Source organism: Actinoplanes lobatus (assembly GCF_014205215.1).
In the GTDB taxonomy this organism is placed as follows: domain Bacteria; phylum Actinomycetota; class Actinomycetes; order Mycobacteriales; family Micromonosporaceae; genus Actinoplanes; species Actinoplanes lobatus.
Genome location: NZ_JACHNC010000001.1, coordinates 5,031,107 through 5,054,600 on the forward strand (window position 1 = coordinate 5,031,107; position 23,494 = coordinate 5,054,600).

At 70.9% G+C, this 23,494-nt stretch carries 22 protein-coding genes and 1 tRNA gene; 6 read left to right on the plus strand and 17 right to left on the minus strand.

What is annotated here, in order from left to right:
* The first annotated feature begins 89 nt into the window (after nt 1-89).
* Nucleotides 90-875, plus strand: a complete 786-nt coding sequence (locus BJ964_RS23200; protein WP_188122636.1) for an IclR family transcriptional regulator domain-containing protein — start codon at nt 90-92, stop codon at nt 873-875.
* A gap of 6 nt (nt 876-881) precedes the next feature.
* Here BJ964_RS23200 and BJ964_RS49155 read toward each other — a convergent pair whose 3' ends face one another.
* From BJ964_RS49155 to BJ964_RS23220, 4 genes are all read right to left on the minus strand, one after another.
* Entirely contained in the window at nt 882-2,369 is a 1,488-nt protein-coding gene (locus BJ964_RS49155) for a GGDEF domain-containing protein (protein ID WP_188122637.1), read from the minus strand.
* Between the two features lie 45 nt (nt 2,370-2,414).
* Entirely contained in the window at nt 2,415-3,818 is a 1,404-nt protein-coding gene (locus tag BJ964_RS23210; RefSeq protein ID WP_188122638.1) for an ankyrin repeat domain-containing protein, read from the minus strand.
* Nucleotides 3,819-3,848: 30 nt separating this feature from the next.
* Nucleotides 3,849-3,924, minus strand: a tRNA-Pro gene (locus BJ964_RS23215).
* A 73-nt stretch (nt 3,925-3,997) separates the two neighbouring features.
* Nucleotides 3,998-4,438: a DoxX family protein gene (locus tag BJ964_RS23220; protein ID WP_188122639.1), complete on the minus strand. Its 441-nt coding sequence runs from the start codon at nt 4,436-4,438 to the stop codon at nt 3,998-4,000.
* An 85-nt stretch (nt 4,439-4,523) separates the two neighbouring features.
* Here BJ964_RS23220 and BJ964_RS23225 point away from each other — a divergent pair, with 85 nt between their 5' ends.
* From BJ964_RS23225 to BJ964_RS23240, 4 genes are all read left to right on the plus strand, one after another.
* Nucleotides 4,524-5,096 (plus strand): TetR/AcrR family transcriptional regulator, encoded by a 573-nt coding sequence (locus BJ964_RS23225; RefSeq protein ID WP_188122640.1) that lies wholly within the window; start codon nt 4,524-4,526, stop codon nt 5,094-5,096.
* 202 nt (nt 5,097-5,298) lie between these two features.
* Complete coding sequence (locus tag BJ964_RS23230) at nt 5,299-5,844, plus strand: hypothetical protein (protein ID WP_188122641.1); 546 nt, start codon at nt 5,299-5,301, stop codon at nt 5,842-5,844.
* 9 nt (nt 5,845-5,853) lie between these two features.
* On the plus strand, nt 5,854-6,942 hold the full coding sequence (locus BJ964_RS23235; protein WP_188122642.1) for a hypothetical protein: 1,089 nt from the start codon (nt 5,854-5,856) through the stop codon (nt 6,940-6,942).
* Between the two features lie 4 nt (nt 6,943-6,946).
* Nucleotides 6,947-8,263 carry a vWA domain-containing protein gene (locus BJ964_RS23240; RefSeq protein ID WP_188122643.1) on the plus strand — a complete coding sequence of 439 codons (1,317 nt, stop codon included), beginning with the start codon at nt 6,947-6,949 and terminating at the stop codon, nt 8,261-8,263.
* Here BJ964_RS23240 and BJ964_RS23245 read toward each other — a convergent pair.
* Genes BJ964_RS23245 through BJ964_RS23255 form a run of 3 tightly spaced genes read right to left on the minus strand, consistent with a single transcriptional unit; the run spans nt 8,260 to nt 11,184 of the window.
* Nucleotides 8,260-8,871, minus strand: coding sequence for a TIR domain-containing protein (locus tag BJ964_RS23245; protein ID WP_188122644.1), 612 nt, complete (start codon nt 8,869-8,871; stop codon nt 8,260-8,262). The genes BJ964_RS23240 and BJ964_RS23245 overlap by 4 nt on opposite strands.
* A gap of 52 nt (nt 8,872-8,923) precedes the next feature.
* Complete coding sequence (locus tag BJ964_RS23250) at nt 8,924-10,654, minus strand: hypothetical protein (protein ID WP_188122645.1); 1,731 nt, start codon at nt 10,652-10,654, stop codon at nt 8,924-8,926.
* Nucleotides 10,651-11,184 (minus strand): hypothetical protein, encoded by a 534-nt coding sequence (locus BJ964_RS23255; protein WP_188122646.1) that lies wholly within the window; start codon nt 11,182-11,184, stop codon nt 10,651-10,653. Before BJ964_RS23255 ends, BJ964_RS23250 begins: the two co-directional genes overlap by 4 nt.
* 143 nt (nt 11,185-11,327) lie before the next feature.
* On the opposite strand from BJ964_RS23255, the gene BJ964_RS23260 reads away from it, so the two are divergent.
* Nucleotides 11,328-12,665, plus strand: coding sequence for a macro domain-containing protein (locus BJ964_RS23260; RefSeq protein WP_188122647.1), 1,338 nt, complete (start codon nt 11,328-11,330; stop codon nt 12,663-12,665).
* Between the two features lie 5 nt (nt 12,666-12,670).
* Here the strand turns inward: BJ964_RS23260 and BJ964_RS23265 are convergent, their stop codons facing one another.
* The 10 genes from BJ964_RS23265 to BJ964_RS23305 form a co-directional block, all read right to left on the minus strand.
* On the minus strand, nt 12,671-13,627 hold the full coding sequence (locus BJ964_RS23265) for an ABC transporter substrate-binding protein (protein WP_229807308.1): 957 nt from the start codon (nt 13,625-13,627) through the stop codon (nt 12,671-12,673).
* Nucleotides 13,624-14,226: a GTP-binding protein gene (locus BJ964_RS23270; protein ID WP_188122648.1), complete on the minus strand. Its 603-nt coding sequence runs from the start codon at nt 14,224-14,226 to the stop codon at nt 13,624-13,626. The genes BJ964_RS23265 and BJ964_RS23270 overlap by 4 nt, the downstream gene beginning before the upstream one ends.
* On the minus strand, nt 14,210-14,539 hold the full coding sequence (locus BJ964_RS23275; RefSeq protein WP_307838042.1) for a DUF742 domain-containing protein: 330 nt from the start codon (nt 14,537-14,539) through the stop codon (nt 14,210-14,212). Before BJ964_RS23275 ends, BJ964_RS23270 begins: the two co-directional genes overlap by 17 nt.
* 225 nt (nt 14,540-14,764) lie before the next feature.
* Nucleotides 14,765-15,190, minus strand: a complete 426-nt coding sequence (locus tag BJ964_RS23280) for a roadblock/LC7 domain-containing protein (protein ID WP_188122650.1) — start codon at nt 15,188-15,190, stop codon at nt 14,765-14,767.
* Between the two features lie 47 nt (nt 15,191-15,237).
* Nucleotides 15,238-17,607: a sensor histidine kinase gene (locus BJ964_RS23285; RefSeq protein ID WP_188122651.1), complete on the minus strand. Its 2,370-nt coding sequence runs from the start codon at nt 17,605-17,607 to the stop codon at nt 15,238-15,240.
* A gap of 267 nt (nt 17,608-17,874) precedes the next feature.
* Entirely contained in the window at nt 17,875-18,345 is a 471-nt protein-coding gene (locus tag BJ964_RS23290) for a sarcosine oxidase subunit gamma (RefSeq protein ID WP_188122652.1), read from the minus strand.
* Nucleotides 18,338-21,070: a 2Fe-2S iron-sulfur cluster-binding protein gene (locus BJ964_RS48100; protein ID WP_229807309.1), complete on the minus strand. Its 2,733-nt coding sequence runs from the start codon at nt 21,068-21,070 to the stop codon at nt 18,338-18,340. The genes BJ964_RS23290 and BJ964_RS48100 overlap by 8 nt, the downstream gene beginning before the upstream one ends.
* Nucleotides 21,067-21,309 carry a sarcosine oxidase subunit delta gene (locus tag BJ964_RS47385; RefSeq protein WP_203832737.1) on the minus strand — a complete coding sequence of 81 codons (243 nt, stop codon included), beginning with the start codon at nt 21,307-21,309 and terminating at the stop codon, nt 21,067-21,069. Before BJ964_RS47385 ends, BJ964_RS48100 begins: the two co-directional genes overlap by 4 nt.
* A 15-nt stretch (nt 21,310-21,324) precedes the next feature.
* Nucleotides 21,325-22,542 (minus strand): sarcosine oxidase subunit beta family protein, encoded by a 1,218-nt coding sequence (locus BJ964_RS23300; RefSeq protein WP_188122653.1) that lies wholly within the window; start codon nt 22,540-22,542, stop codon nt 21,325-21,327.
* On the minus strand, nt 22,527-23,492 hold the full coding sequence (locus BJ964_RS23305; protein ID WP_188122654.1) for an ABC transporter substrate-binding protein: 966 nt from the start codon (nt 23,490-23,492) through the stop codon (nt 22,527-22,529). Before BJ964_RS23305 ends, BJ964_RS23300 begins: the two co-directional genes overlap by 16 nt.
* Between the last annotated feature and the right edge of the window lie 2 nt (nt 23,493-23,494).

The following is a 23,494-nucleotide window of genomic DNA, read 5'->3' on the forward strand; positions in this document are numbered from 1 at the left end:
CGAAATGTGTGCGCATGACGAACGTGAGTTCTCATAGAGAACGCTATGATGTGCCCCGTGTCACGTCAACGACTCGGGTCGATCATCTGATGCCGCGCGAACCGTACTACGTTCAATCGCTGGAGCGGGGGCTCGCGGTCATACGTGCGTTCGATGCCCGGAACCCGGAACTCACGCTCAGTGACGTGGCTCGCGCCTGTGGTCTGCCGCGCGCGGCCGCCCGCCGATTCCTGCTCACCCTCACCGATCTCGGGTACGTGCGCACCGACGGCCGGCTGTTTTCGCTGGCCCCGCGCGTCCTGGAACTCGGCTACTCGTACCTGTCCAGCCTCTCGCTGCCGGAGGTCGCCGAGCCCCATCTGGAGCGTCTGGTGGCCGAGGTCCGGGAGTCGTCCTCCATGTCGGTGCTCGACGGTGACGACATCGTCTATGTCGCCCGTGTCCCGACAAGTAGGATCATGCGGGTCGCCATCAACGTGGGTACCCGATTTCCGGCATACGCGACGTCGATGGGCCGGGTCATGCTGGCCGCCCTGCCCGAGCCGGAGCTCGACGCGTACCTCGCCCGGGCCAAGCTGGAACGGCTCACCGACCGCACCATCTGCACCCCCGACGCGCTGCGCGCCGAGCTGCGGCAGGTCCACCTCCAGGGCCACTCGATCGTCGATCAGGAGCTGGAGGAGGGTCTGCGGGCCATCGCGGCGCCGATCCGGGACCGCACCGGCGCCGCCACCGGGGCGGTGAACATCTCGGTGCACGCGGCCCAGGCCACCGTCGACGAGATCCGCGAGCGGCTCCTGCCCCCGCTGCTCGCGGCCACCGCCGCCATCGAGGCGGACCTGCGGGTCGCGGCGCCGCGGCGGACCATCACCTGAAACCGGTCAGGCGGCCGCGGCCACGGTCGCGGCGTGCAGGTGCGCCGATCCGGTTACGCGCTTGGCGGCGTACATCGCGCCGTCCGCCGCGCGCATCAGATCCCCCAGGTCGTCGCCGTGCCGTCCGCAGGCGAAACCGATGCTGGCCCGGATGTGCAGCGCCCGGCCGGCCACGGTGACCGGATCGGCCAGCCCGGCCACCACCCGGCCGGCCACGGCGGCCGCCTCGGCGCAGGTGGTTCCGGGCAGCACCAGCACGAACTCGTCGCCGCCCAGCCGTGCCGCGGTGTCACCGGGCCCGACCGTGCCGGCCAGCGCCGCGGCCACCCGGGTCAGCAGCTCGTCGCCGGCCTCGTGGCCGTACGTGTCGTTGATCTCCTTGAATCCGTCCAGATCGAGCAGCGCCACGTGCACCGGGCACGGGCCGGACAGCGCCTCGGCCAGACGACGGTGGCACAGCGCCCGGTTGGCCAGCCCGGTCAGCCCGTCGTGCGAGGCCGCGTGATCGAGCCGCTCCAGTAGCCGGCTGTTGTCCCGCAGCGCCCGGGTCTGCCGGTACGCCACCACCGCGGTCAGCGTCACCGCGGTGAACGCCACCGCCACCATGTCGTCCGACCGCTGCCAGGCGGCCACCAGCAGCAGCCCGTCCACCGCGGCCACCGCCACGTAGGGCAGCACGCTGTACGGCCGCCGCCGCACCGGCCGGGCCCGCGCGACCGGGGCGCGCGACTGCGACTCGGCGGCCAGGGCGGCGCACCAGAACGTCAGCGGCATGTACAGCTGCGCCATGAACAGCCGGGCGTCCACCTCGGCGAGCAGCGGTTGCAGCATCGGTCCCACGGCCGCGAGGAACGCCCCGGCCGCCAGGATCCGCAGACCGTGCCGATCGATCGCCGTGTAGTCCGACATCACCACCTTGGCCAGCGCGAACACGACCAGGACGGCCAGCACCGTGAGAGCCAGCGACATCAGCACGGCCGAGGACATCCCCTCGCGCAGCGCCGGCCGGGTCCCGAAGTGCCAGATGAACAGCGCCCCCGCCAGGGCCACGGTGCCGGCGTCCAGGGCGACCCGCGCGCCCGAGCCCAGCCGGCTGTCGCCGACGGGCAGGCGCGCCAGGGCGAAGACCAGGCAGAGAATCGCCAGGCCGTCCAGAATCAGCATCACCGAGCCGGTGTACGACGTACGCGCGCCCGGATGAGCCAGGACATCGGCGGCCTGCGCCATCTGCGCGACGGCCGTCAGCAGCGGGATCGCGCTCAGATGCCGCCAGAACCGGCGGGTCGGGGCGGGCAGCGCCCGGTTGCGGGAGACCGACCAGAACGCGACCGCCGCCAGCGGCCCGCTCACCGGGACGGTCGCCCACAGCAGCCAGGCCGGGCCCACCGGGTGAACAGCCGTGATCGCGAACCACACCACGGCCACCCCGAAGAGGGCCAGGCAGGCCCGCGACACCATGCGCCCGCTCGTCTCCACGAACCGCCTGATCGACACCGGGGACGTGGACTTGAGCAGCCCGGTCCCGGCGCCGCCGTCCGATCACGGCCCGATCGACGGGACGGGAAGCGACAGCGGGGGCCAGGCGCCGGCCTCGGTGAGGGCCCGGAGCAGGTCGTGCGATGGGGTGTGGATCAGGGTCTCGAACATCGGGGGGTGCCCGTAGCGGCCCCGATCGTTCACGTCCAGGCCCTCGGCGAGCAGCCGGGGCAGCAGCTCGGCGTGCTCGAACTGGTGGATCCGGTGCAACAGGGTCCGGCCCTGCCCGTCGCGGAACCCCGGATCCAGGCCAGCGTCCAGCAGCGCGAGCACCACGCGGCCACCGCCGTGCTCCATGCGCCGCCACAGGTCACGCCGATAGGCGCGCAACCGTTTCGGAAGTGCCCCCTCGCCGCGGCGCCAGGCGCGGTCGACCCGGAAACATGCGTTGATCACGCCCCCGAAAGCGCCCAGCGCCAGCTCACGCTCCTTCTCGGCCACGGTGTGGTGGAGAAGCTCCAGGCGACCACCTCGCAGACGGATCCGATGCCACTGCCCGGCGCAGTGGATCCGCAGCATCTCCTCGTCCCCGAAACCGTCCGGAACCAGCGAGCCGCCCGCACCGGACCCGCCCGCACCGGGGAAGAGGGCCGCGCGGACCAGCGGGTGCACCTCGCCGGCGTCGAGGTGGCCCAGCCGGACCAGGTCGAGGTCGACCGGGGAGCGCAACAACTGCCGGTGCAGGCACAGATCGGCCCGGGTCGGCGCCGGCTGGGACGGCTCGTCCGCGCGCAGGACGACCCGGAGGCGGCCGTCGCCGATCTCCAGGCGCACGTGCCTGTCCGGCCGCCGGTAGGCGCTGCGGATCCCCTCCGGCCACAGCCGCCACGACCACCGGCGGAACTGGGCCGTGACCCGTCGCAACTCCCGGGCGGCGACCACCGGGTCCGCCGGACCCAGCAGATCCTCCCCGGGCGCGGGGACGGCCGCCGGGACCTGCCAGCCGGTCGAGGCCCACGTCGGGGTGCCGGCGGTCAACTCGGCGGCGCGGCGGGCGTCCCACAGGTGGGGCGCGACCGGGAAGACCGGGCCCGGCCCCAGATCACCGAGCCGTCCGGACAGGAGGGTGAGACGCTGGGCGCCGGACACCCACCGCGGCGACCGGACCTGGAGAACGACCGTGTCCGCGGTGACCGGCCCGTCCGGCGTCAGGAGAAAACGCATTCGCTGAGCCAGGGCCGCCGTCCCGTTCAGCGCCCGGGGCAGGTGCCAGCGGAGCAGATCGGGGGCGAACCCGGCGAGCAACCCGGCGACCGGCCCGGGATCGCCGACGCGGACATCGACCCGGGCCGCCTCGCACGCGGCCCGCCAGTCCTCTCGCTCCCTGGCCTCGGCGCACTCGGCGATCATCCAGCCGGGCACGGCATAACGGCGAACCGCGCGCCAGTCCTCCAGCCGCTCGCTCACCTGCCCACCCCCGTGTCGTGGAGAGAAGAGTGGCGAAGCCGACCGGATTCGAACCGGCGTCCTCCTACGTGCCGTCAAGGCGCGACTACCTCTGCGCTACGACCTCGCCGCGCCGGAGCATACGGGGGCCGTACGACAGTTCCGGCTGCCCCGGGCCGCCCATCCGGTCGGCGGGTTCTTCAGACGGCCAGGGCGACGGCCGCGCCGACGAACACCACCTGCATGGCGGTGCGCAGCGGCAGCGGGGTGACCGGTCGCCCGCCCAGGCTCAGCCCGCGCCGGGCCGCCGACACGTTGGCCGGGAACATCGCGAGCATGAGCAGTGCCAGCCCGGCCGCGGCATAGGGGGCCAGCGGCGGGATCAGCAGGGCGACGGCGCCGGCCAGTTCCAGTACGCCGGTGAGCGTGACGAGCAGGCCGGGCCGGGGGAGTGCGGGCGGCACCATCGCGATCATGTCCTCCCGCCAGCCGGGCCGGAAGTGCTGCATGCCGGTGAGGAGCAGCATCAGCGCGAGGCCGCCACGCAGGGCCGGCTGCCAGCCGTCGAGGGCGTCCACACCGGCCAGGCCGATCAGGCGGAGGACGGTGGACCCGGCGATCAGAACGAGGAGCGGAATCATGAGCATCACCTTTCCAGTGGAAACTTTCCACTGGAAAGATAGCGCGGTGCTCCCGATTTTGCCAGTGGAAAGATAGGGTTCCGGCATGGAGCCGACCGCCTACCACCACGGGAACCTGCGCCGCGTCATGCTGGACGCCGCGCTCCAGGCCATCGGCGAGTCCGGCCCCACCGGCTGGAGCCTGCGCGAGCTGGCCCGCCGCGCCGGGGTGTCGCACACCGCGCCCGCACATCACTTCGGTGACAAGACCGGCCTGCTCACCGCCGTCGCGGCCGAGGGCTTCGACCTGTTCGCCGCGGCCCTCGAGGCGGCCGGCGGCGACTTCCTCGAGGTCGGCGTGGCGTACGTCCGCTTCGCCGTCCGGTACCGCTCCCACTTCCAGGTGATGTTCCGCCCCGAGCTGTACCGCCCCGCCGACCCCGCGGTGGCCCCGGCCCGGGCCCGCGCCGCCGCCGTCCTGTCCAGCGGCGGCCGCGCCCTCTCCCCGGACCCGGCCCGCGACCGGCTCGCCACGGTGGCCGCCTGGTCGATGGCCCACGGCTTCGCCGACCTGTGGCTCAGCGGCGCCCTCGCCGACGCCGCCGAGATCGACCCGGAGGCCTACGCGCGCGACCTCATCACCCTGGCCTTCGGCCACCTCCGTCACCCTAAAGCCTGATCTATCTAGTTTCAGCGCTTCTCATTCAGAAATTGGCGATAAGTCCGATATAAGATCGCTGCTGCAATGGCGCGGAGGCTTCCGACCCACGGCTGACCCGACGGCGAATGCCCGTGTTCAGCCCGCCCCGCGTCGCCGAGTGATCTCGCGGTGATCTCGGCCGGCAGAACAAATCGGCTCACGCTGCGCGGAGAAGGCTTCCGTGCTCTATCGTTTGCGAGTTCTCGTGGATCACAGCCATAGGGAAATTCGTGAGGTCGTCTGCTACGGGGTATTCGATTTTCTGACTCCACGGCCGATCGACTGGACGATCCCGCTGATGAAGAACATCGTCATTTCATATCGTTCCTACAAGCGCACCAGGCCCTTGGTGATCGATGGGCCGGCGGACCGGGACAGCCGTCCGGTTCCTCGTAAGGAGGCGGTGCGGGAAATCGGGTCGGCCGTCAACATGGCCAACTTCGAAGCGCTGCGGGCGGCCTTCGCCGAGAAGAAGCGGCGCGAAGAGAAGTACGAGCGCTGGGCCAAGATCGTCGCGGAGGACGATCAGTACGGATACCTTCGCTGGCTGGTGAACGGCGCCGATTCACGCGACTGCGACGCGATTCTCGTCATCGGTGTCGCCGGGGTGGATTTCAAACGTGCTCCCCTTCTCGTCAGGCATCAACTGGTCGACTACCGCGCGATCGGGACCGAGATCGCGAAAATGTGGAGAAACGCAAACCGTCGTGACTACCGGGAAGGCTGACTCGTGAAGATGGGCAGCGGGATCGAATTCGAGTGTGGGCACGCGGACCCGGAGGAGACGGACGAGTTCTCCCCGTACGAGGACGGATACGCCGTGCACGAGGCCGGGCACGTCCTGGTCCGGTACGGCGAATTCGAGACGGCGCTGAAATGCATGGAATTCGCGCTGGACCGCGGTGTCGTCCGGGCGGACGACGACGTCATGGTGATCGAGGAGACCGTCGAACGGGCCGGGCGTCCCCGCGAATCCGTCGTCGCCCCGCCGGTCGCCCGGGTGCCGACCGGCGAGGGCGGGCAACCGCTGCGGCCACCGGTGGACAGGTTCCGCGGCTCGACCGCACTGCTCGTCGCGGCCGCCCTCCTCGGCGCCTTCCTCGTCGTCGCACAGCTCGACGCCGGGGGCAGGGCCCGCGAGGAGCCGCAGCGACTCAACTCCCTGGTGTTGCAGACCGTGCCCGAGGGGGAGGCTCAGCAACTGCCGGTGGTCCAGGACGGCGCCGCACACCGGACCGAACCCGAGACGCCGGCCGGCGCTCCGCCGTCGGCCGCCCCGGAGACGACCGAACCCCTGGACGAGACCGTGACGGTGCTCCGCGGGCCGAACAGGAGGGGCGGCATCAGCACCGCCTTCGTACCCCGGGAACGCGGCACGAGGAAGAACGAGTCGCGGATGCGCTGGAAGGAGGTGAAGTCGTCGCGTCTCGTCACCACCCTCCAGTCGCCCGAGGACGCCGAATGCACCTGGCAGTTCCGCGGCGGCGACGGCACCACATCGGAGTACCGCACGTCGCAGATCGCCGTCGAGCCGGGGGCGGCGCGGAAGGTCGAGGTCCCGGTGACCCGGTGGCGGGACGTGACCGCGGTGGCCGAGACCGACCGCGCCGGGCGTGACTGCTTCATGGTCGACCCGGTGTTCGAGCGCACGGGGAAGGACGACACGTCCCCGCGTCCCGAGTCGACGGTCCCGGACCGCTGGCTGGAGACGGCGGCACCCACGGCGACGCCCGAACCGGCCGGGACGCCCGCGCCCACGGCGGAACCGGAGACGAGCGACGGTCTACTACAGTCGGCCGACCCAGGGGAGTCAGCGAAGGAGTAGTGCCTTGCGCGTCACCGCCCACCTCGATGTCGAGATGATCGCCATCGAGACCGAGGACCAGGTCTCCGTGATGATCGAGCTGGCCGCGCCGCCCGCGCCCGCCGACGGCGCCGAGCGGGCGCCCAGCACCCTCGTGGTGGTGCTGGACCGCAGCGGCTCGATGAGCGGCGGCCGGCTCGACGGGGCGAAGAGCGCGCTGACCGGGCTCGTCGACCGCCTGGATCCCCGCGACCACTTCGGCCTGGTCGTCTTCGACGACCGGGTCGACGTGGTGGTGCCCGCCCGGCGGCTGACCGACAAGGCGGCGGCCAAACGGGCCATCGCCGGGGTGGAGGCGCGCAACAGCACCGACCTGTCCGGCGGCTACCTGCGCGGGCTCCAGGAGGCCCGCCGGGTGGCCGGGCCGGCCGGCGCCACCGTCCTGATCATCAGCGACGGGCACGCCAACGCCGGCATCACCGACCCGGAGGCGCTGGCCCGGATCGCGGCCGAGGCGTACACGCACGGGGTCACCACGTCGACGCTCGGGTTCGGGCTGGGCTACGACGAGCGGATCATGTCGGCGATCGCCCGGGGCGGCTCCGGCAACGAGCACTTCGCCGAGGAGCCGGACACCGCCATCGCGCTGATCGCCGGCGAGGTCCAGGCCCTGCTGGCGCAGACCGTCCAGGCCGCCTCGCTGCACGTCCGGCTCGCCCCGGTGGTCCGCGGCGTGCTGGTGGTCAACGACCTGCCCGCCAACGTGGTCGACGACGGCCTGCTCATCGAGCTGGGCGGCTTCTACGCCGACGAGACCCGGAAGCTGGTGCTCACCTTCGAGGTGCCGGCGGTCGCCGCGCTGGGCCTGGCCGAGATCGCGACGCTGACCTTCACCCATGTGGAGCTGCCGGCGCTGGCCCAGCACACGGTGACGGTTCCGGTGCACGTCAACGTGGTGCCCGGCGACGTGGCCGCCGGCCGGGTGCCCGACCCGGTGGTTCGCACCGAGCTGGTCTATCTGCGCGCCCAGCGGGCCAAACGACGGGCATCCGAGCTGCTCAACCAGGGTGACTCGACGGCCGCGCTGGAGGAGATCCGGCAGGCCCGGGAGGAGATCGGCAAGGCGCGGGCGGACGCTCCGGAGTCCCTGGCCGCCGACCTCGCCGAGGAGGCCGCGACACTCGACTACCTGGCGCACGAGACCGAGATGGGCTCGGCCTCGCGCGCCGGTAAGTTCATGTCCGCCAGCTCCCGGGCCCGCCTCCAGAAGCGCGGCCGGCGGTACGACACCCCGCCCGTCCCGCCCACCGAGGAGTCGGACCCCGACGAGGACGAGGCCTAGCGACGGCGATGGGCGGCGAGATCGGCGAACCGGTGCGGGTGCTGCCAGTCACCACCCGCCCGGTCGACCGGGCAGCCGGCGTTCTCCAGACGCTGGGCGACCTTGTTGCGCCAGTCCACCGACGCGCTGACCGTCACGTAGTTGAGACCGGCCAGATCGGCGGTGCGCCGCATGTCGCCCGCCTCCAGGATGATGGTGTGGTCCGGCAGCGCGGCCAGGGCCATGCCGAGTTCGAGAAACACGTTCGGCCGCGCCTGGCAGCCGGTCGACAGTTCGGCGGTGGTGTCCGAGGCCTCGCGCAGTTCGGGGTGCAGCTGCACTCGGTCGTCGGGGGTCAGTAGCGCGACGACCGCCTGGGCCTCCCGCACGGCGCGGGTCACCACCTCGGTCAGCGACGGCGCGCCCTTGCCGGTGGCGCGGACCAGGTGTTCCCACTCCTGCGGCTTCAATCCGAGGGCACGCAGAAAATCGAAGATCGCATTGCGTACGTCCAGATCGCGGCCGTGGATGACGAAGACGGTTCGCGGATCCTCCGCCTGCCGGACGCTGTCGTTACGCGGTGCGGCGGCGCCCCGGCTGCCCACTTCGTTCTCGTCGCCGAACGCCACGTTCGTACCGTGAAATTCTTTGATCTTGTTTCGTTGACCCTTGCCCATTTCCTCACTTCTCCTGGTCCGTCTTGGGTTCCTCCTTGTCCGGCGACTTGTCACCCGCCTTGCCCTTGCCGAACACGACGTTCTTGGAATGGAGTTCGCCGATCTTGTTCTGTTGGCGATGGATCACCGTTCGGATGTCGTCCTCCAACGAGGAGGTGTCGATGTTGCGGCTCTTCAGATAGTCGGCGAGCCCGTTGCGGAGGGCCTGCATGAGAAACGCGATGGTCCGGTTGATGTCCTGCACCGCGTTCGGGTGGACCATGATCACTCCTTCCGCCAATTTCTCCCGGATGGAGTAGGCGGCGCCGCGGCCCACGGGTTTGTTGTGCCGGATCTGGTAGTTCGTGAACCAGGCGGCGGAGAGGCGCTGGGTGAGGCGATAGAGATCGCTCGGGAGCCAGAGCAGACCGCGAACGGCGGCCCGCCAGACGCGGGTCGAGCCCAGGCGGACCGCCGCGGTGCCGTGTGTCCACCAGTCCGCGGGCAACCGGTGAATCACCGATGATCCGCCGAACGACATCAGCGGAAGGATCAGTGTGTCGATGTGCAGCATCAGGTTGTCGCCGGTCAGATCGGCCCGGAGGAACAGGGTCAGGATGATCCGCTCGTCCCAGTTGACGACCGGGACCTGGTAGCACTGGTAAGTGCGCCGGGTCGCGGTCGGATCGGTGAGGCCGGCGAGCATCCGTTCCAGCGGGAGCCAGCAGTCGGGCACCGTCTGGAGGCCGTGCCCGTCGAGGTAGGTCCGGTAGCCCACCCATGATCCGGGCAGGGCGTCGGTGAGGGCGACCCCTTCCAGCGCGCGGTGCAGGGACACCAGATCGACGGGTTTGGGCTTCTTCTTGGAGCCGTCCGCCGTGGTGCGTCCCCTGGCGACGTCGATGTCGAACTGGAACTGGTCGATGACCGAGCCGCTGCCCACGAACGTGTTCTCCAGAAAGGTGTCCCGGCGGGCCCCGAAGTCGTAGGTGACGACCCGGGCCAGGGCGTTCTCCGATGTCTGCGGCGGTTCGGGGGTGTCGTACAGGTCGGCGAGGCGTCTCGCCAGCCGGGCCGGCAGGGGCGGCGCCTGCGCCCGGGGCGGCAGCTTGCCGTCGCGGCCCGGCCGTCCGGTCAGCGCCCGCCGAGCTCGTGCCACGACCACGGCGGCGTCGAGGATGCCGATGATCAGGACGACACCGGCGGCCATCCCGGCGACCATCGCCTCCCGGCGGCCGACCGCCTGCCAGAGCCCGTATCCGGTGAGCGCCAGGGCCGCGACCGTGACCGCGGCGCACAACAGGATGAGCTGCCGCCAGGACTCCTTCTGCCGCCGGTACCAGGTCACCGCATTGCCTACGGTCAGCGCCTTCCGGCGCATGAATCGCCGGACCACGACGGCCACGGCGATCCAGGCCATGGTCGCGCCGACCGCCACGAGACGGCCGTGGACCCACCACCGGGAGACGAGCGTGACGACCATGGCGAGCAGGACCAGCCCGAGGGCGGTGTCCCGGATGCGCTGCCAGCGCCGGGCCCACCAGGCGTGGCGGATGACTGCGGTGCTGTCGGCACCGTAGTTCGGCCCCCACGCCCGGTGCCGCTCGCCGAGGAAGAGTTCGAGTACGGCGTTCCGGAGGCCGGCGTCCATGTGCATCGAGGCGCAGAGCTGGCGGGTCGGCGTGCTCGTCCACGAGCGGTGCGGTTCCTCCTCCGGAACGTCCATGGCCGAGGGTCTTTCCTGGAGGGTCGTCATCGGGGGACGACCTCGTACGGCGGATTCAGCGGCGCCAGGTCGGCCGCGTCCGGCACCCGCAACTGCCGCCGGACGGCGCGGTAGAAGTCGAACAGGGCCGCGAGCGCGCGTTCCCGCGGGGGATCGTGCGGATAGTCGGCGGCCCGGGGATCGATCCCGGTCGCCGCCGTGACCTGGAGGGCCCACGCGTGGCGCACGAACCGCCGCGCGGCCAACTGGACCGGCTCGTCGGCCAGGATCCGGACCTCCGTCATGAGGGTCTGCAACTGGCCGCGTTCCCGGCGGATCTGTTCCAGACTCGCGGGCTGGTCCGCCGTGCGGAGTGCCGCGTGATGTTCTGCGAGATCGAGAATGGTGCGGGCGCACGCCGCGAATTCCGCGCACGTGCCCTGGATCGCGTTGTCCCAGCGGGTGCCCAGCGCGCTCCGGTGCCGCATTCTCTCGATCATGAGGGTGGGAACCGAGCCCGCTATCGCGCCGATCACGATCGACAACAGCATCATGGCGTTGTGTCCTCCGTCATCGATCATCGCTATCGCCTTCCGCTGATGCGCGAGCGCTCGTGATTCCGTAGATTCGGCTCATCCGGTCGCGTCCTCTCCGCGCCGGAACCCGCGTCAAAAATTGATCAACGCCGTCAGTTCCGGTCACCGACTCATAGGAAATCCGAAGGATGCTTCCCGCAAAAGGTTCCGGGCGCTTCCCGATCGCTTCCGGAACGCTTCCGGTCCTCACCGTCCTGGGACCCGCCGCATTGACCGTCGAGGGCGGGCCGTGGCGGCTGTCGCCGCGGTCGGTCGCCGTTCTGCTGCGGCTCGCCGTGGACGCCGGGGAGTATGTGCCGGTGGACCGGATCTACCGGGACGTGTGGCGGGACGCCGGCGGCCGGGTCGGCCGGCACGAGCGCACCCAGGTACAGAAGGCCGTCAACGAGATCCGCAAGGCCGGGACCGGGCTGGTCGAGACGTACCGGCTCGGCCGTACCGCGTCGTACCGGTTGGGGCTGGCCCCGGACCGGATCGACTTCCTGCACTACCGGGATCTGATCGAGCGGGCGCGCCGCTCGGACGCCGCGACCGCGGTGGACCTGCTGCGCGAGGCGTCGGAGCTGTGGCGGGGGAGCCCGCTGCCGGAGGTGGCGCGTCTCCCCTTCGCGAAGCCGGTCATCGACGGCCTGGCCGACCTGCGTGCCGCCGCCGACCGTGACCTTTTGCAGGCGTACGTGGACATCGGCCGCTACGAGGAGGCGCTCGGGCTCGCCGAACGCCTGATCGCCGGTGGCCCCGACCACGACGGGCTGTCGATTGTGGTCGGCGATCTGCGGCGCCGGTTACGGGCCGGCCGCAGGGACCTGCTGCGCCGCACGCTCGACGGCGTGCGGCCGTTCGTGGTCTCGGTAGTGGTGGGCGACATCTTCGCGGAGGACGACGTCCATCTGGCCATCGGCTTCACCGACACCTTCGACACCGACTCCCGGGCCGACATCGTGATCAGCGGCGGATCGCTGCAGGCGGAGGCCGCCCGCAGGCTCTTCGGCGACGACCGGGAACTGCTCGATCGCCGGTTGCGGGGCGCGCTGACGGGCGTCGAGCCGCGGACCCGTGAGATGCGGGCGGCCAAGCGCCGCGGCAAGCTGATCCGATATCCGGTCGGCACGGTCGCCACCCTCCGGGCCGGCGGACGGCTGCTGTTCGCCGTGGCGTACAGCAGGATGGGCAACGACCTGGTCGCCCGGTCCTCCGAGCAGGACGTGGCGGTCAGCCTGGAACGGCTGTGGGACGCGGTCTATCTGCGCGGCCAGCTGCGGCCGGTGGCCGTGCCGCTGATCGGCGCGGGACTGTCCCGGATCGCCTCGGCCACGCCGGACGAGCTGATCACGATGCTCGCCGGCTCGTTCGCCGCCCGTAACCGGGCCGTCCGGATCAGTCCCGAGCTGCGGATCGTCCTCCGCCCCGAGGACGTGTCAAGGGTCGACCTCGGGGCGCTGGCCCGGTTCCTCGAGAGACAGTGAGTCGCTCAGGGCAGCCACTTCTCCCAGACGGTGCGGTTCGCGTCGACCCACCTGCGGGCCGCGTCCTCGGCGGACAGGTTGTTCTGGGTCATGTCCTTGGCGACCTTGTTCTGGTCGTCGTTGGTCCACGTCCAGTTCCTCAGGAAGGTGGCGGCCGGGCTGCCCGAGTCGACGAACTTCTTCCGGGCGATCTTGTCGAGGTCGTACGGCTGGTAGTCGCAGGCCACCGTCTCCCCGTCGGCGTCGCAGCCGGGCGTGTAGTTGGGCAGCGGCACCCGTACCAGTTTGATGTCCGACAGCAGCCACTGCGGCTCGTAGAAGTAGCCCAGCAGCGGCGTCCGGTTGGCCTGCGCCTTCCGGAACGCGGCGATGAGCTTGTCCTCGCTGCCCGCGTACACCACGGTGTAGTCGAGCTTGAGGTTTTCGATCAGCTTGTCGTCGTTGGTGACGAAGGACGGGTCGCCGGCCAGGAACTGGCCCTTCTCGCCGGAGGCCTTGGTCTTGAAGAGGTCGGCGTAGCTGTTGAGCTTGCGCCAGTTCGTGATGTCCGGGTAGGTCCTGGCCATCCACGGTGGCACGTACCAGCCGATGACGCCCTTGTTGCCGGTGAGCCCGAGCTCCACGGCGACCTTCTGGCCGTCGATGTACTTCTTCTTCAAGTCGTCGTGGCCCCAGTTCTCCAGGATCACGTCGATGCTGCCGTCGACCAGGCCGGCCCACGAGGCGGTCTCGCTCAGTTCCACGGTGCCGACCGTGCAGTTCAGCTCGTTCTCGAGCAGGTAGCTGACCACGGCGACGTTGGCGGAGTACCCGGACCAGGGGTTGACCGCGATGTTCACGCTGCCGCAGCCGACCGGGTCGGGCACACCGGGCGGCGGCGTGATGGCCGCCTCGGTGCCGGAGCAGCCGGCCAGCGCGGCGATGCCGATGGCCGCGATGAGCCGGGAGAGTCCGCGCCTCACCGGATCGACCCCGCCCGCTCCCGGCCCGCCCGTTTGGCGAGCACCTCCTCGGTGAGTGCCACCAGGACACTCTTCACCGACTCGCGGTCCCGCGCGTCGCACTCCACCAGGGGTACGCCCTCGCTGACCCCGAGCGCGTCGCGGACCTCGGCGAGCTGGAACCGTTGGGCGCCGGTGAACCGGTTGACGCCGATGATGAACGGGATCTCGTGCTCCTCGAAGTAGTCGATGGCCGGGAACGAGTCCTCGATCCGCCGGGTGTCGACCAGCACGATCGAGCCCAGCGCCCCGTCGACCAGGTCGTCCCAGAGGAACGCGAACCGGTCCTGCCCGGGGGTGCCGAACAGGTAGAGCAGCAGGGCGTCGTCCAGGGTGATCCGGCCGAAGTCGAGGGCGACGGTGGTGGTGGTCTTGCCGGACACCGCGGAGGTGTCGTCGATGCCGATCGACTTCTCGGTCATCTCGGCCTCGGTGACCAGCGGTTCGATCTCGGAGATGGCCCCCACGAAGGTGGTCTTCCCGACGCCGAAGCCGCCGCTGATGACGATCTTGACAGCGATGGGGTGCGCTGTCGACGGCTCCCTAGAGCGCCCGGACACGGTCCCTGATCCTTTCGATCAAACTGGTGGAGAGCTCGCCGGGCTGGTCCTCGACGGAGAGGTAGCCCTGCGTGATCAGGTCGGCCACGATGACGCGGACGACGCCGAGCGGCGCGCGCAGCGCCACCGACAGGTCGGCGACCGACATCGGCGCCTGTGCGAGTTCGACGATGCGCCGGGACTCGAAGCGCAGCGGCGCCGACAGCGCGGCCGGTGCCGCGTGCAGCAGTGTCTCGATCCGGATTCCGTCCTGCAGCGGCTCGGTACGCCCACCGGTCAGCATGAACGGGCGGATCACCGGGTCCTCGTCCATGCCGCCCGAGTGCAGCCCGTACCCGTCGGACGGCCGGTGGGAGCCGGCGTAAGGGATTCCCGACGGCCCGGTCATTGCGCCACCTCCGCTTCGCTCCGGTGTCGCAATGAGTTAAGGACTGAGCTGAATGATTCGCTCGCAAGCTCGCTCATTGCGCCACCTCCGCTTCGCTCCGGTGTCGCAATGAGTTAAGGACTGAGCTGAATGATTCGCTCGCAAGCTCGCTCATCGCGGCAGGTGTTGCCGGGACTCTGCGATCAGGGCCGGGGTGAGCAGATCGCCGAAGCGGTCGGCGAGCAGTGAGATCTCGTAGCCGACCAGGCCCAGATCGCTCTCGCTGCCGGCCACCACGCCGAGGACGCTGCCGCCGCGGATGACCGAGACCAGCAGGAAGCCCCGGTGCATCTCGATCATGATGAGCTTGAGGCCGTCGAAGTCGTACCGGCGGGAGGCGCTGCGGGCCAGGCTGGCCAGGCTGGAGACGATGGCGGAGAGCTGGTCCGCCTCGGCCCGGTTCAACCCGTCCGAGCTGGCGATCAGCAACCCGTCGGAGGACACCGCCACGGCGTCGCGCACGCCGTCCGTCTGGTGGACGAAGTTGCCGAGCAGCCAATTGAATTGATGCCGGTCCGCCGAGGTGTCAACGCTCATCATTCTTCTTTCCAGGTTGCTGCCGAGGGGCCATTTCTGAGTACTAGTCATGAAAGCCCCGCCTTTTCGGCGTTGCCGCGCTGGATGCCGCCGCGCAGGGCATTGAGGCGATCCCGGACCGCCTCCGGCGAATCGGCGACCGGCGCCGGCTTGTCGGCCGGGGCGGTGACGGTCTCGGCTGGGCGCGACGGGGTGCGCTGCGTGCGGGGGATGCGCTTCTTCAGACCGTTCGCGGTACGGGCTGCGCCGTCGACGGGGGCGGCTTCGTCCTGCACCACCACGTACTCGATGGCGGTGGACCGCAGGGGCCGTGCGCCGTTCGTGACGGGCGCCGGCTCCAGCCGCAGCGGCGCGGCAGGCACGGTCGGCGCCGGTGGCTCGACGGTGGCGGTGGCGGTGACCTGCCTCGGGATCGGGGTGATCTTGCGGGCCGGGGCGGGCGGCCGGGGCGCGGCGCCGACCGTGTGTGGGTCGGCCAGGATCTCGGCGGGCACCGTGATCCGTGCCGTCACACCGGTCACCGGTGACGGCGTGAGCTGTACGTCGATGCCCATCTGGAGGGCCAGCCGGCCGACCACGTAGTGGCCCAGGAAGCGGGCCGGGGCGGTGATGAAGTCACCGCGGCCGCGCAGCCGCTCGTTGGCCCGGGCCATGTCCGCCGGGGTCATGCCGATGCCCTGGTCGGTGATGGCGATCAGGTAGGTCTCGCCCATCCGGCGGCCGTGGATCTCCACGTCCACGTCCGGCGGGGAGAAGGCCAGGCCGTTCTCGATGAGCTCGGCCAGCATGTGCGCGATGCCGCTGACCGTGGAGCCGGTGACCATGGTGTCGTCGACCCGGCGCAGGGTGACCCGGCGGTACTCCTCGACCTCGGAGACCGCGGCCCGGATCACGTCGGAGACCTGCAACGGCTCGGAGAGCTGCCGGGGGCTGGCCGCACCGACCAGGACCAGCAGGCTTTCCGCGTTCCGCCGCATGCGGGTGGCCAGGTGGTCCAGCTCGAACAGGTTCGCCAGGCCGGCCGGGCTGGACTCCTCCCGCTCCAGCTTGGTGATGAAGCCGAGCTGGCGGCGCAGCAGGTTCTGGTTGCGCCGGCCCAGGTTGGCCAGCGACTCGGCGGTGGTACGCCGCAGCACCGCCTGCTCGGTGGCCAGCGCGTACGCCGTGGCCTGCACCCGGTCGAAGGCGTCGGCCACCAGGCGGACCTCGGTGCTGGCGCCGCGTGGCACGAGCACCGGTGGCGGGGGAGCGGTGCTGTCGCCGGCCGCCGCCTGCTGGACCGCCTCCGGCAGCTGTGTGCTGGCCAGCAGGTTCGCCTCGGAGGCCAGGACGGCCAGCGGGCGGGCGACCGAGCGGGACGCGACGGTGGCGAGCCAGACCGAGCCGGCCAGGCAGAGCAGTACGGCGCCGAGCAGCACGCCCATACGTGTGGTCGCGTCGTCCTCGAGGGCGGTGGCCCGCGCCGTGATGACCGACCCGATGTGCTGCTCCAGCTGGAGCATGTCGTCGAGCATCGTGGTGTGCGCGGACCACCAGGACTGCGGGTTGACCTGGAGGTACCGGTTGTCACCGGACTGGAGGGCGACCTTCTCGAAGTAGGCCGCCTCGCGGGCCGCGCCGGTGTCGAGCGCGTAGTCGCGGGCGGCGCGCTCGGTGCTGTTGGCGTACCGGTCGAAGGCGGCGAGCGCGGCGTCCTTGGTGGACCGCATGGTGACGAACTGGAGGAACTCGCCGGACTTGAAGCCGCTGGCCGAGAAGACGCCGTTGAGGAAGGCCCGCTCCTGGGCGGTCGCCTCCTTGATGTCGCCGAGCGCCTCCAGTGCGGCCGCGCCCCGGCGCAGCTCCGGGTCGGTGGTGCCCTCCAGGTCGAAGTCGAGGTTGCCGAGGTCGGCGATCCGGGCGGTGTAGAAGGCGAAGGTGGCGGCCCGCTCGCCGGAGCCGGTGTCGGTGCCGGCCCGTACGCCGGTCAGCCCGTCCAGCTGCTGGAGCGCGGCGCCGACCCGGTCCTCCACCTCGCCGCCGTCCGCGATCAGCACCTCCAGCTGGTCGCGCCGCAGGTCGACCGCGTCGCGGGCGGGCAGCAGCTCGGCGCGGAAGCCGTCGTTGCCGCCGAGCAGCCCGGCGGTCAGGCCACGTTCGGTCTGGAGGTCCTGGACCAGCTCCTGGACGGCGAGGTCGATGGTGACGGCGCGGGTGGTGTCCGAGGCGGTGCGGTAGTTGCCGACCTCGCCGACGGCCACGATGGTGAGCAGCACCAGGGTGGTGGCCACCGGCAGGGCGAGGGTACGCACCACGCGCTGGCGGATCGTCCCACCGGCCCGTCGTGATCGCGCCCTCTCGTCGCCGGGGTGGCTGCTGGGGACCGGGGCGTTCCCGCCCGGCTCGGACTGCTCGGCGTCCTCAGCATGGACGGACAAGCGATCAGCTCCTCTGTCGACCGCCGGCTCGGCTCGCTCACGACCGGCGTGCACGTCGATTCATTACGGTCTATCCGCAAAGTTTGTTGCGTGAAGCGGGGGATGGCGCGTCGGAATCGCGGTCGCCGGGAATGGAACTGATCTTCCGGCTACGCCGCAACAGAATCGTCGCTTCGTCCTTGATGGTCAACAGTGCGAGCCGAAATTTACGATGGCGCAACGTCACAAAGCATTGACATGATCACTGATCGTGAGATGGGAGCGTTATCAGTCACCCGCTGTGAATTCCTGGGCCGCGTCGACGAGCCAGTCGGCCAGGTGTGCCGCGAAGGACGCCCGCACCAGAATCCAGAACTCCGTCTCCCGGCGCCAGATGATCACCGGCGCGTGCGCCACCGTCGTCTGTGCACAGTCACCCACCCGGAAGACCCGCGGGTGGAGGTCGATCGCGCAGCCCATGGCCAGCAGATCGAGCACCCGGGATCCGCCCACCGCCACGGTGGTGCGCTGAGCCGACACGTCCACCACGGAGGAGCCCGGCGTTTCCAGCGGCTCTCCGACGATCAGCCATTCATCCGGACCGAGTTGGAGAGCGTTCACATCTTTCGACGGAAGAGCCCGCACGTTGAGCTGGGTCAGGAACGGCACCTCGGCCACCGTGACCGCGCCGCCGGTCGCGACCGCCACCGCCGCCAACCGGTCCGCGGCGCCGCCCAGAGGAGAATTCCGCTCAGCCATCCCGCCGGGTTCCTTCCGGGTCGTAGAGCACCGAACCGGTGACCGTCACCGGTGTCACGCCGTCGTCGAGGGTGGCCCACAGCGTCTGTCCGATCAGGTCACGGCCGCCGCGCACCAGGGCCAGCGCGAAGGTCCGCCCCAGGGCCGCGCTGTGGTACGAGGACGTCACGTGCCCCAGGGCCGCTGTCCCGTCCGGCCCGGTCAGCAGGTGCGAGCCCTCCGGCAGCAGGGTTCCGGCGTCCGGCAGCAGCCCGACCAGCTGCTTGCGGTCGGGGCGCGCGGTGTCCGTACGCGAGAAGGATCTGCGGCCGACGAAATCGGCCTTCTTGCGCGACACCGCCCAGCTCAGCCCCAGATCGTGCGGGGTGACCGTGCCGTCGGTGTCCTGGCCGATGATCGGATAGCCCTTCTCGGCGCGCAGCACGTGCATGGTCTCGGTGCCGTAGGGCGTGATGCCGAGCGGCGCGCCGGCCGCCAGCAGCGCCTCCCACAGCGTGACGGCGTCCCACCAGCTCACGTTGATCTCGTAGGCCAGCTCGCCGGAGAAGCTGATCCGGCAGACCCGCGCGTCCAGGCCCGCCACCCCGGTGTCGCGCCACGTCATGAACGGGAAGCCCTCCCGGCTGACGTCGAGGGCGGGCGCCAGCGTGGCGAGAACCCGGCGGGAGTCCGGTCCGACCAGCGCCACGGTGGCCCACTGCTCGGTGACCGAGGTGCAGTGCACGCGCAGTTCCGGCCACTCGGTCTGGAGCCACTCCTCCATCCAGTCGAGGACCGCGGCGGCGTTGCCGGTCGTCGTGGTGACCAGGAAATGCTCCTCGGCCAGGCGGATCACGGTGCCGTCGTCGAACACCATGCCGTCCGGGCGGCACATCACGCCGTACCGGATCGCGCCCGGCGCCAGCGTGCTGATCATGTTGGTGTACAGGCGGTCCAGGAACACCGCGGCGTCCGGCCCGCGCACGTCGATCTTGCCGAGGGTGGAGGCGTCCATCATCGCCACGCCCTCGCGGGCCGCCCAGCACTCGCGCAGGACGGCGGTGGCCATGTCCTCACCCCCGCGCGGGTAGTACCACGGCCGCCTCCACTGGCCGACGTTCTCGAAGAGCGCGCCGTTCGCCTCGTGCCAGGCGTGCAGGGCGGTCACCCGGACCGGATCGAAGCGCATGCCCCGGTTCCGGCCGGCCAGCGCCGCGAAGCTCACCGGCGTGAACGGCGGCCGGAACGTCGTGACGCCCAGCGTGCCGACCTCCACGCCGAGCAGTTCCGCGATCACCCCGCTGGTCAGCGCCCCGGACGTCTTGCCCTGGTCGTGCGCGGTCCCGGCGGTGGTGTAGCGCTTCACGTGCTCGGCCGAGCGCATCCCGGTCCCGGTGGCCCGTTCCAGGTCGGCCACCGTCACGTCGCGCTGGAGATCCACGAACGCGGTGGCCGGATCCCCGCCGGGCAGCGTCCAGATGGCCAGCGGCGGCGTCACCCGCGGCCCGGTGACCTCCGGCAGGACGATCCCGCCGGCTTCGAGACCGGCGGCCCCGGCGGCGCGCTTCCCGGCCGCGGCGCCTTCGGCGAGGCAGACCCCCAGCTCGTACGAACCTCCGGCGGCCCCGGCGACCTCCAGCGCCTGCCGGCAGTTCCCGTCCGGGCGGAAGGCGGCCAGCGCGGGGTCGTGGACGAGCCGCCCACCGGCCTGGCTGTAGAGCGCGCCCACCGGGTTCCAGCCACCGGACACCAGCAGCAGGTCCGCCTCCAGGCGGCGCTCGATTCCGTCCGGGGTCCGCAGCGTCACCGCCTCGACCCGCTCGGCCCCGTGCACCCCGGCGATCGCCCAGCCCTCCCGCAGATCGGCGATCGCGGCGATCTCCACCCCGGCGGCGGCCAGATCCCGGGCCGCGTCGTGGGCGCTGTCGTTGCCGGTCAGCACCACCGCTCGGCGGCCGGGCAGCACGCCGTACCGGTTGACGTAGGTGCGCGCCGCACCGGCCAGCATGACGCCCGGCCGGTCGTTGCCGGCGAACGCGAGGGACCGCTCGTGCGCCCCGGTGGCGAGAACCACCCGGCGCGCCCGGATCCGCCACACCCGTTCCCGGGCCCGGTGCTCCGGCAGCCCCGGCCGCCGCTGCACCGCCACCACGTAGTTGTCGTCGTAGTAGCCGAATGCCGTGGTCCTGGTCAGCAGCCGGGCCTCGGGGGCGGCGTCCAGTCCGGCCACCACCGTGTCCACCCAGTCGAGATGCTCACCGGTGCCGAGCAGGCTGCCGCCCGCCCGGATCTGGTCGTCGACCACGACGACCCGCGCGCCCGACGACGCGGCCACCCCGGCGGCCGCCAGCCCGGCCGGTCCGGCGCCGATGACCAGGACGTCGCAGTGCGCGTACATCCCGTCGTACCGGCCCGGGTCGGGGTCCGCCGCGAGCCGGCCCTGACCGCGCAGGCCGCGCGCCACGAGCCCGTCGTACAGCTCGACGGTGGTGGCCGTCAGCATCGGCTCGGGGAACGGCTCCTCGATCTGGACCAGCGCGTTCGGCTCCTCCACCCCGGCCGCGAAGATGCCGCGCGGCCGTCCGGTCCGGATCCCCGACGAGACCCGGTGGACACCGTTGGCGAGCAGCGCCGACGCGAGCGTGTCACCCGGGTGCCCCTCGTACTCCCGTCCGTTGAACAGGAAGGCCAGCGTGCGGCCCCGGTCGACGAGCCCACCCGCCTCCATACGGAATGGCTGGGTCATGCCAGGACCTCGTTCGTCACGGTGTCGCGGACCAGGCTGAACCAACGACGGCAGCCGGCGCTGTGGCTCCACCGTTCCCGGAACGGGCCCTTCGGGTTGTCGCGGAAGAACAGGTACCGCGCCCACTCCTCATCGGAGAGCGCGCCCGGGTCGGCCGGGTAGGCCACCCCGGCCTGCCCGCCGTAGTGGAACTCGGACTCGTCGCGTGGCCCGCACCAGGGGCAGGGGATGAGCATCATGGTGTTCCTCGTGGTTCAGTGGGCGACCGCGGCGGCGCCGTGCTCGTCGACGAGCGCTCCGGTGACGAAGCGCTCCAGGCTGAACGGGGCGTTCAGCGGATGGGGTTCGCCGTGCGCCACGGTGTGGGCGTAGCACCAGCCCACCCCGGGAGTGGCCTTGAACCCGCCGGTGCCCCACCCGCAGTTCAGGAAGAGGCCGTCCACCGGGGACAGGCCGACGATCGGGGAGGCGTCCGGGGTGACGTCCACGATCCCGCCCCAGGTACGCAGCACGTGCGCCCGGGCGAAGAACGGGAACAGCTCCAGCGCGGCCGCCATCTGCCGCTCGATGATGTGGAAGGCGCCGCGCTGCCCGTACCCGTTCCAGGTGTCGATGCCGGCGCCCATCACCAGCTCGCCCTTGTGCGCCTGGCTCACATAGACGTGGACGGCGTTCGACATGACCACCGTCGGGTGCACCGGCTCCAGCAGCTCGGAGACGAGCGCCTGCAACGGGTGGCTCTGCAACGGCAGGTCGATCCCGGCCATCCTCGCCACCACCGACGTGTGCCCGGCCGCGCTGAGCGCCACCCGGCCCGCCCCGATCGTGCCGCGGGTGGTGTGCACCCCGGTGACCCGGCCGCCGCTGACCTGAAGACCGGTCACCTCGCAGTCCTGGATGAGATCCACCCCGAGGGCGTCGGCGGCCCGCGCGTACGCCCAGGCCACGTGGTCGTGCTTGGCGATCCCGGCGCGCGGCTGGTAGGTCGCCCCGTGCACCGGGTACCGCACGTCCGGCGAGATGTTGATGATCGGGCACACCTCGCGGACCTGCTGAGGGTCGAGCCATTCGGCGTCGATCCCGTTGAGCCGGTTGGCGTGCACCCGCCGCACGCTGTCGCGGACGTCCTGGAGGCTGTGCGCCAGGTTGAGCACGCCCCGCTGGCTGAACAGGATCGGGTAGTCCAGCTCCTGTTCGAGACCCTCCCACAGCTTGAGGGAGTGCTCGTAGATCCCGGCGCTCTCGTCCCACAGGTAGTTGGACCGGATGATCGTGGTGTTGCGGGCCATGTTGCCGCCCGCCAGCCACCCCTTCTCCAGCACCGCCACGTTGGTGATCCCGTGGTTCTTCGCCAGGTAGTAGGCGGTGGCCAGGCCGTGCCCGCCGCCGCCCACGACGATCACGTCGTAGGCGGCGGCCGGCTCCGGGTTACGCCACAGCCGTTCCGGGTGGACGACTACTGGCCCAGCCACGCCTTCACCTTGTCCGGGTTCGCCTCGACCCACTTCTTGGCCGCGTCGGCGGCGGACATCTTGTCCTGGGCGATGTACTTGGCGACCACGTTCTGGTCGTCGTTGGTCCAGTTGAAGTTCTTCACCAGGTTGTAGGCCGGGCCGTTGGCGTCGGCGAACTTCTTGCTGACGATCTTGTCGAGGTCGTACTCGGGGTAGTCGCAGGCGACCTTCGCGGCATCCGCGTCACAACCCGCGGTGTACGCCGGAAGGCTCACCTTCTTCAGCGGCACCTCGGCCAGGAACCACTGCGGCTCGTAGAAGTAGCCGATCAGCGGCGTCTTCTTCGCCTCGGCCTGCCGGAACGCGGTGATCAGGGCGGTCTCGCTGCCCGCGTACACCACCTTGTAGTCCAGCTTCAGGTTCTTCACGAGCGCCTCGTCGTTGGTGACGAACGACGGGTCGCCGTCGAGCAGCTGGCCCTTGTCGCCGGACTCCGAGGTCTTGAACTGCGCCGCGTACTTGTTGAGGTTCTTGGAGTCGGTGATGTCCGGGTACTTCTCGGCCATCCACGGCGGCACGTACCAGCCGATGATGCCCTTGTTGCCGGTCGACCCGGCGGCCACCGCCACCTTCTGCTCGTCGATGTACTTCTTCTTGAGGTCGTCGTGGCCCCAGTTCTCGACGATCGCGTCCACCTCGCCGGTGGCGAAGCCCTGCCAGGAGATCTCCTCCTTGAGGTCCTTCTTCGTCACGGTGCAGCCGAGATCCTTCTCCGCGACGTACGCGATGACCGCGGCCGTGGCCTCGTACCCGACCCACGGGTTGACGGCCAGGTTGAAGGTCCCGCAGGGGGCCGCCGCCGCGGCGGACCCGGGCGTCGTGGTGGTCTCGCCGACCTTCTCGCCGCCGCAGGCGGTCAGGGCGAGCGCCGTGATCGTGGCGGCCGCCACGATGCGCGTCGATTTCATGA

Coding starts and splice junctions, on each gene's coding strand:
- BJ964_RS23200 (WP_188122636.1), top strand. CDS start 90: ATGCCGCGCGAACCGTACTACGTTCAATCGCTGGAGCGGGGGCTCGCG.
- BJ964_RS23220 (WP_188122639.1), bottom strand. CDS start 4,438: ATGATTCCGCTCCTCGTTCTGATCGCCGGGTCCACCGTCCTCCGCCTG.
- BJ964_RS23225 (WP_188122640.1), top strand. CDS start 4,524: ATGGAGCCGACCGCCTACCACCACGGGAACCTGCGCCGCGTCATGCTG.
- BJ964_RS23235 (WP_188122642.1), top strand. CDS start 5,854: ATGGGCAGCGGGATCGAATTCGAGTGTGGGCACGCGGACCCGGAGGAG.
- BJ964_RS23250 (WP_188122645.1), bottom strand. CDS start 10,654: ATGACGACCCTCCAGGAAAGACCCTCGGCCATGGACGTTCCGGAGGAG.
- BJ964_RS23255 (WP_188122646.1), bottom strand. CDS start 11,184: ATGATCGATGACGGAGGACACAACGCCATGATGCTGTTGTCGATCGTG.
- BJ964_RS23260 (WP_188122647.1), top strand. CDS start 11,328: ATGCTTCCCGCAAAAGGTTCCGGGCGCTTCCCGATCGCTTCCGGAACG.
- BJ964_RS23275 (WP_307838042.1), bottom strand. CDS start 14,539: ATGGACGAGGACCCGGTGATCCGCCCGTTCATGCTGACCGGTGGGCGT.
- BJ964_RS23280 (WP_188122650.1), bottom strand. CDS start 15,190: ATGAGCGTTGACACCTCGGCGGACCGGCATCAATTCAATTGGCTGCTC.
- BJ964_RS23290 (WP_188122652.1), bottom strand. CDS start 18,345: ATGGCTGAGCGGAATTCTCCTCTGGGCGGCGCCGCGGACCGGTTGGCG.
- BJ964_RS48100 (WP_229807309.1), bottom strand. CDS start 21,070: ATGACCCAGCCATTCCGTATGGAGGCGGGTGGGCTCGTCGACCGGGGC.
- BJ964_RS47385 (WP_203832737.1), bottom strand. CDS start 21,309: ATGATGCTCATCCCCTGCCCCTGGTGCGGGCCACGCGACGAGTCCGAG.
- BJ964_RS23305 (WP_188122654.1), bottom strand. CDS start 23,492: ATGAAATCGACGCGCATCGTGGCGGCCGCCACGATCACGGCGCTCGCC.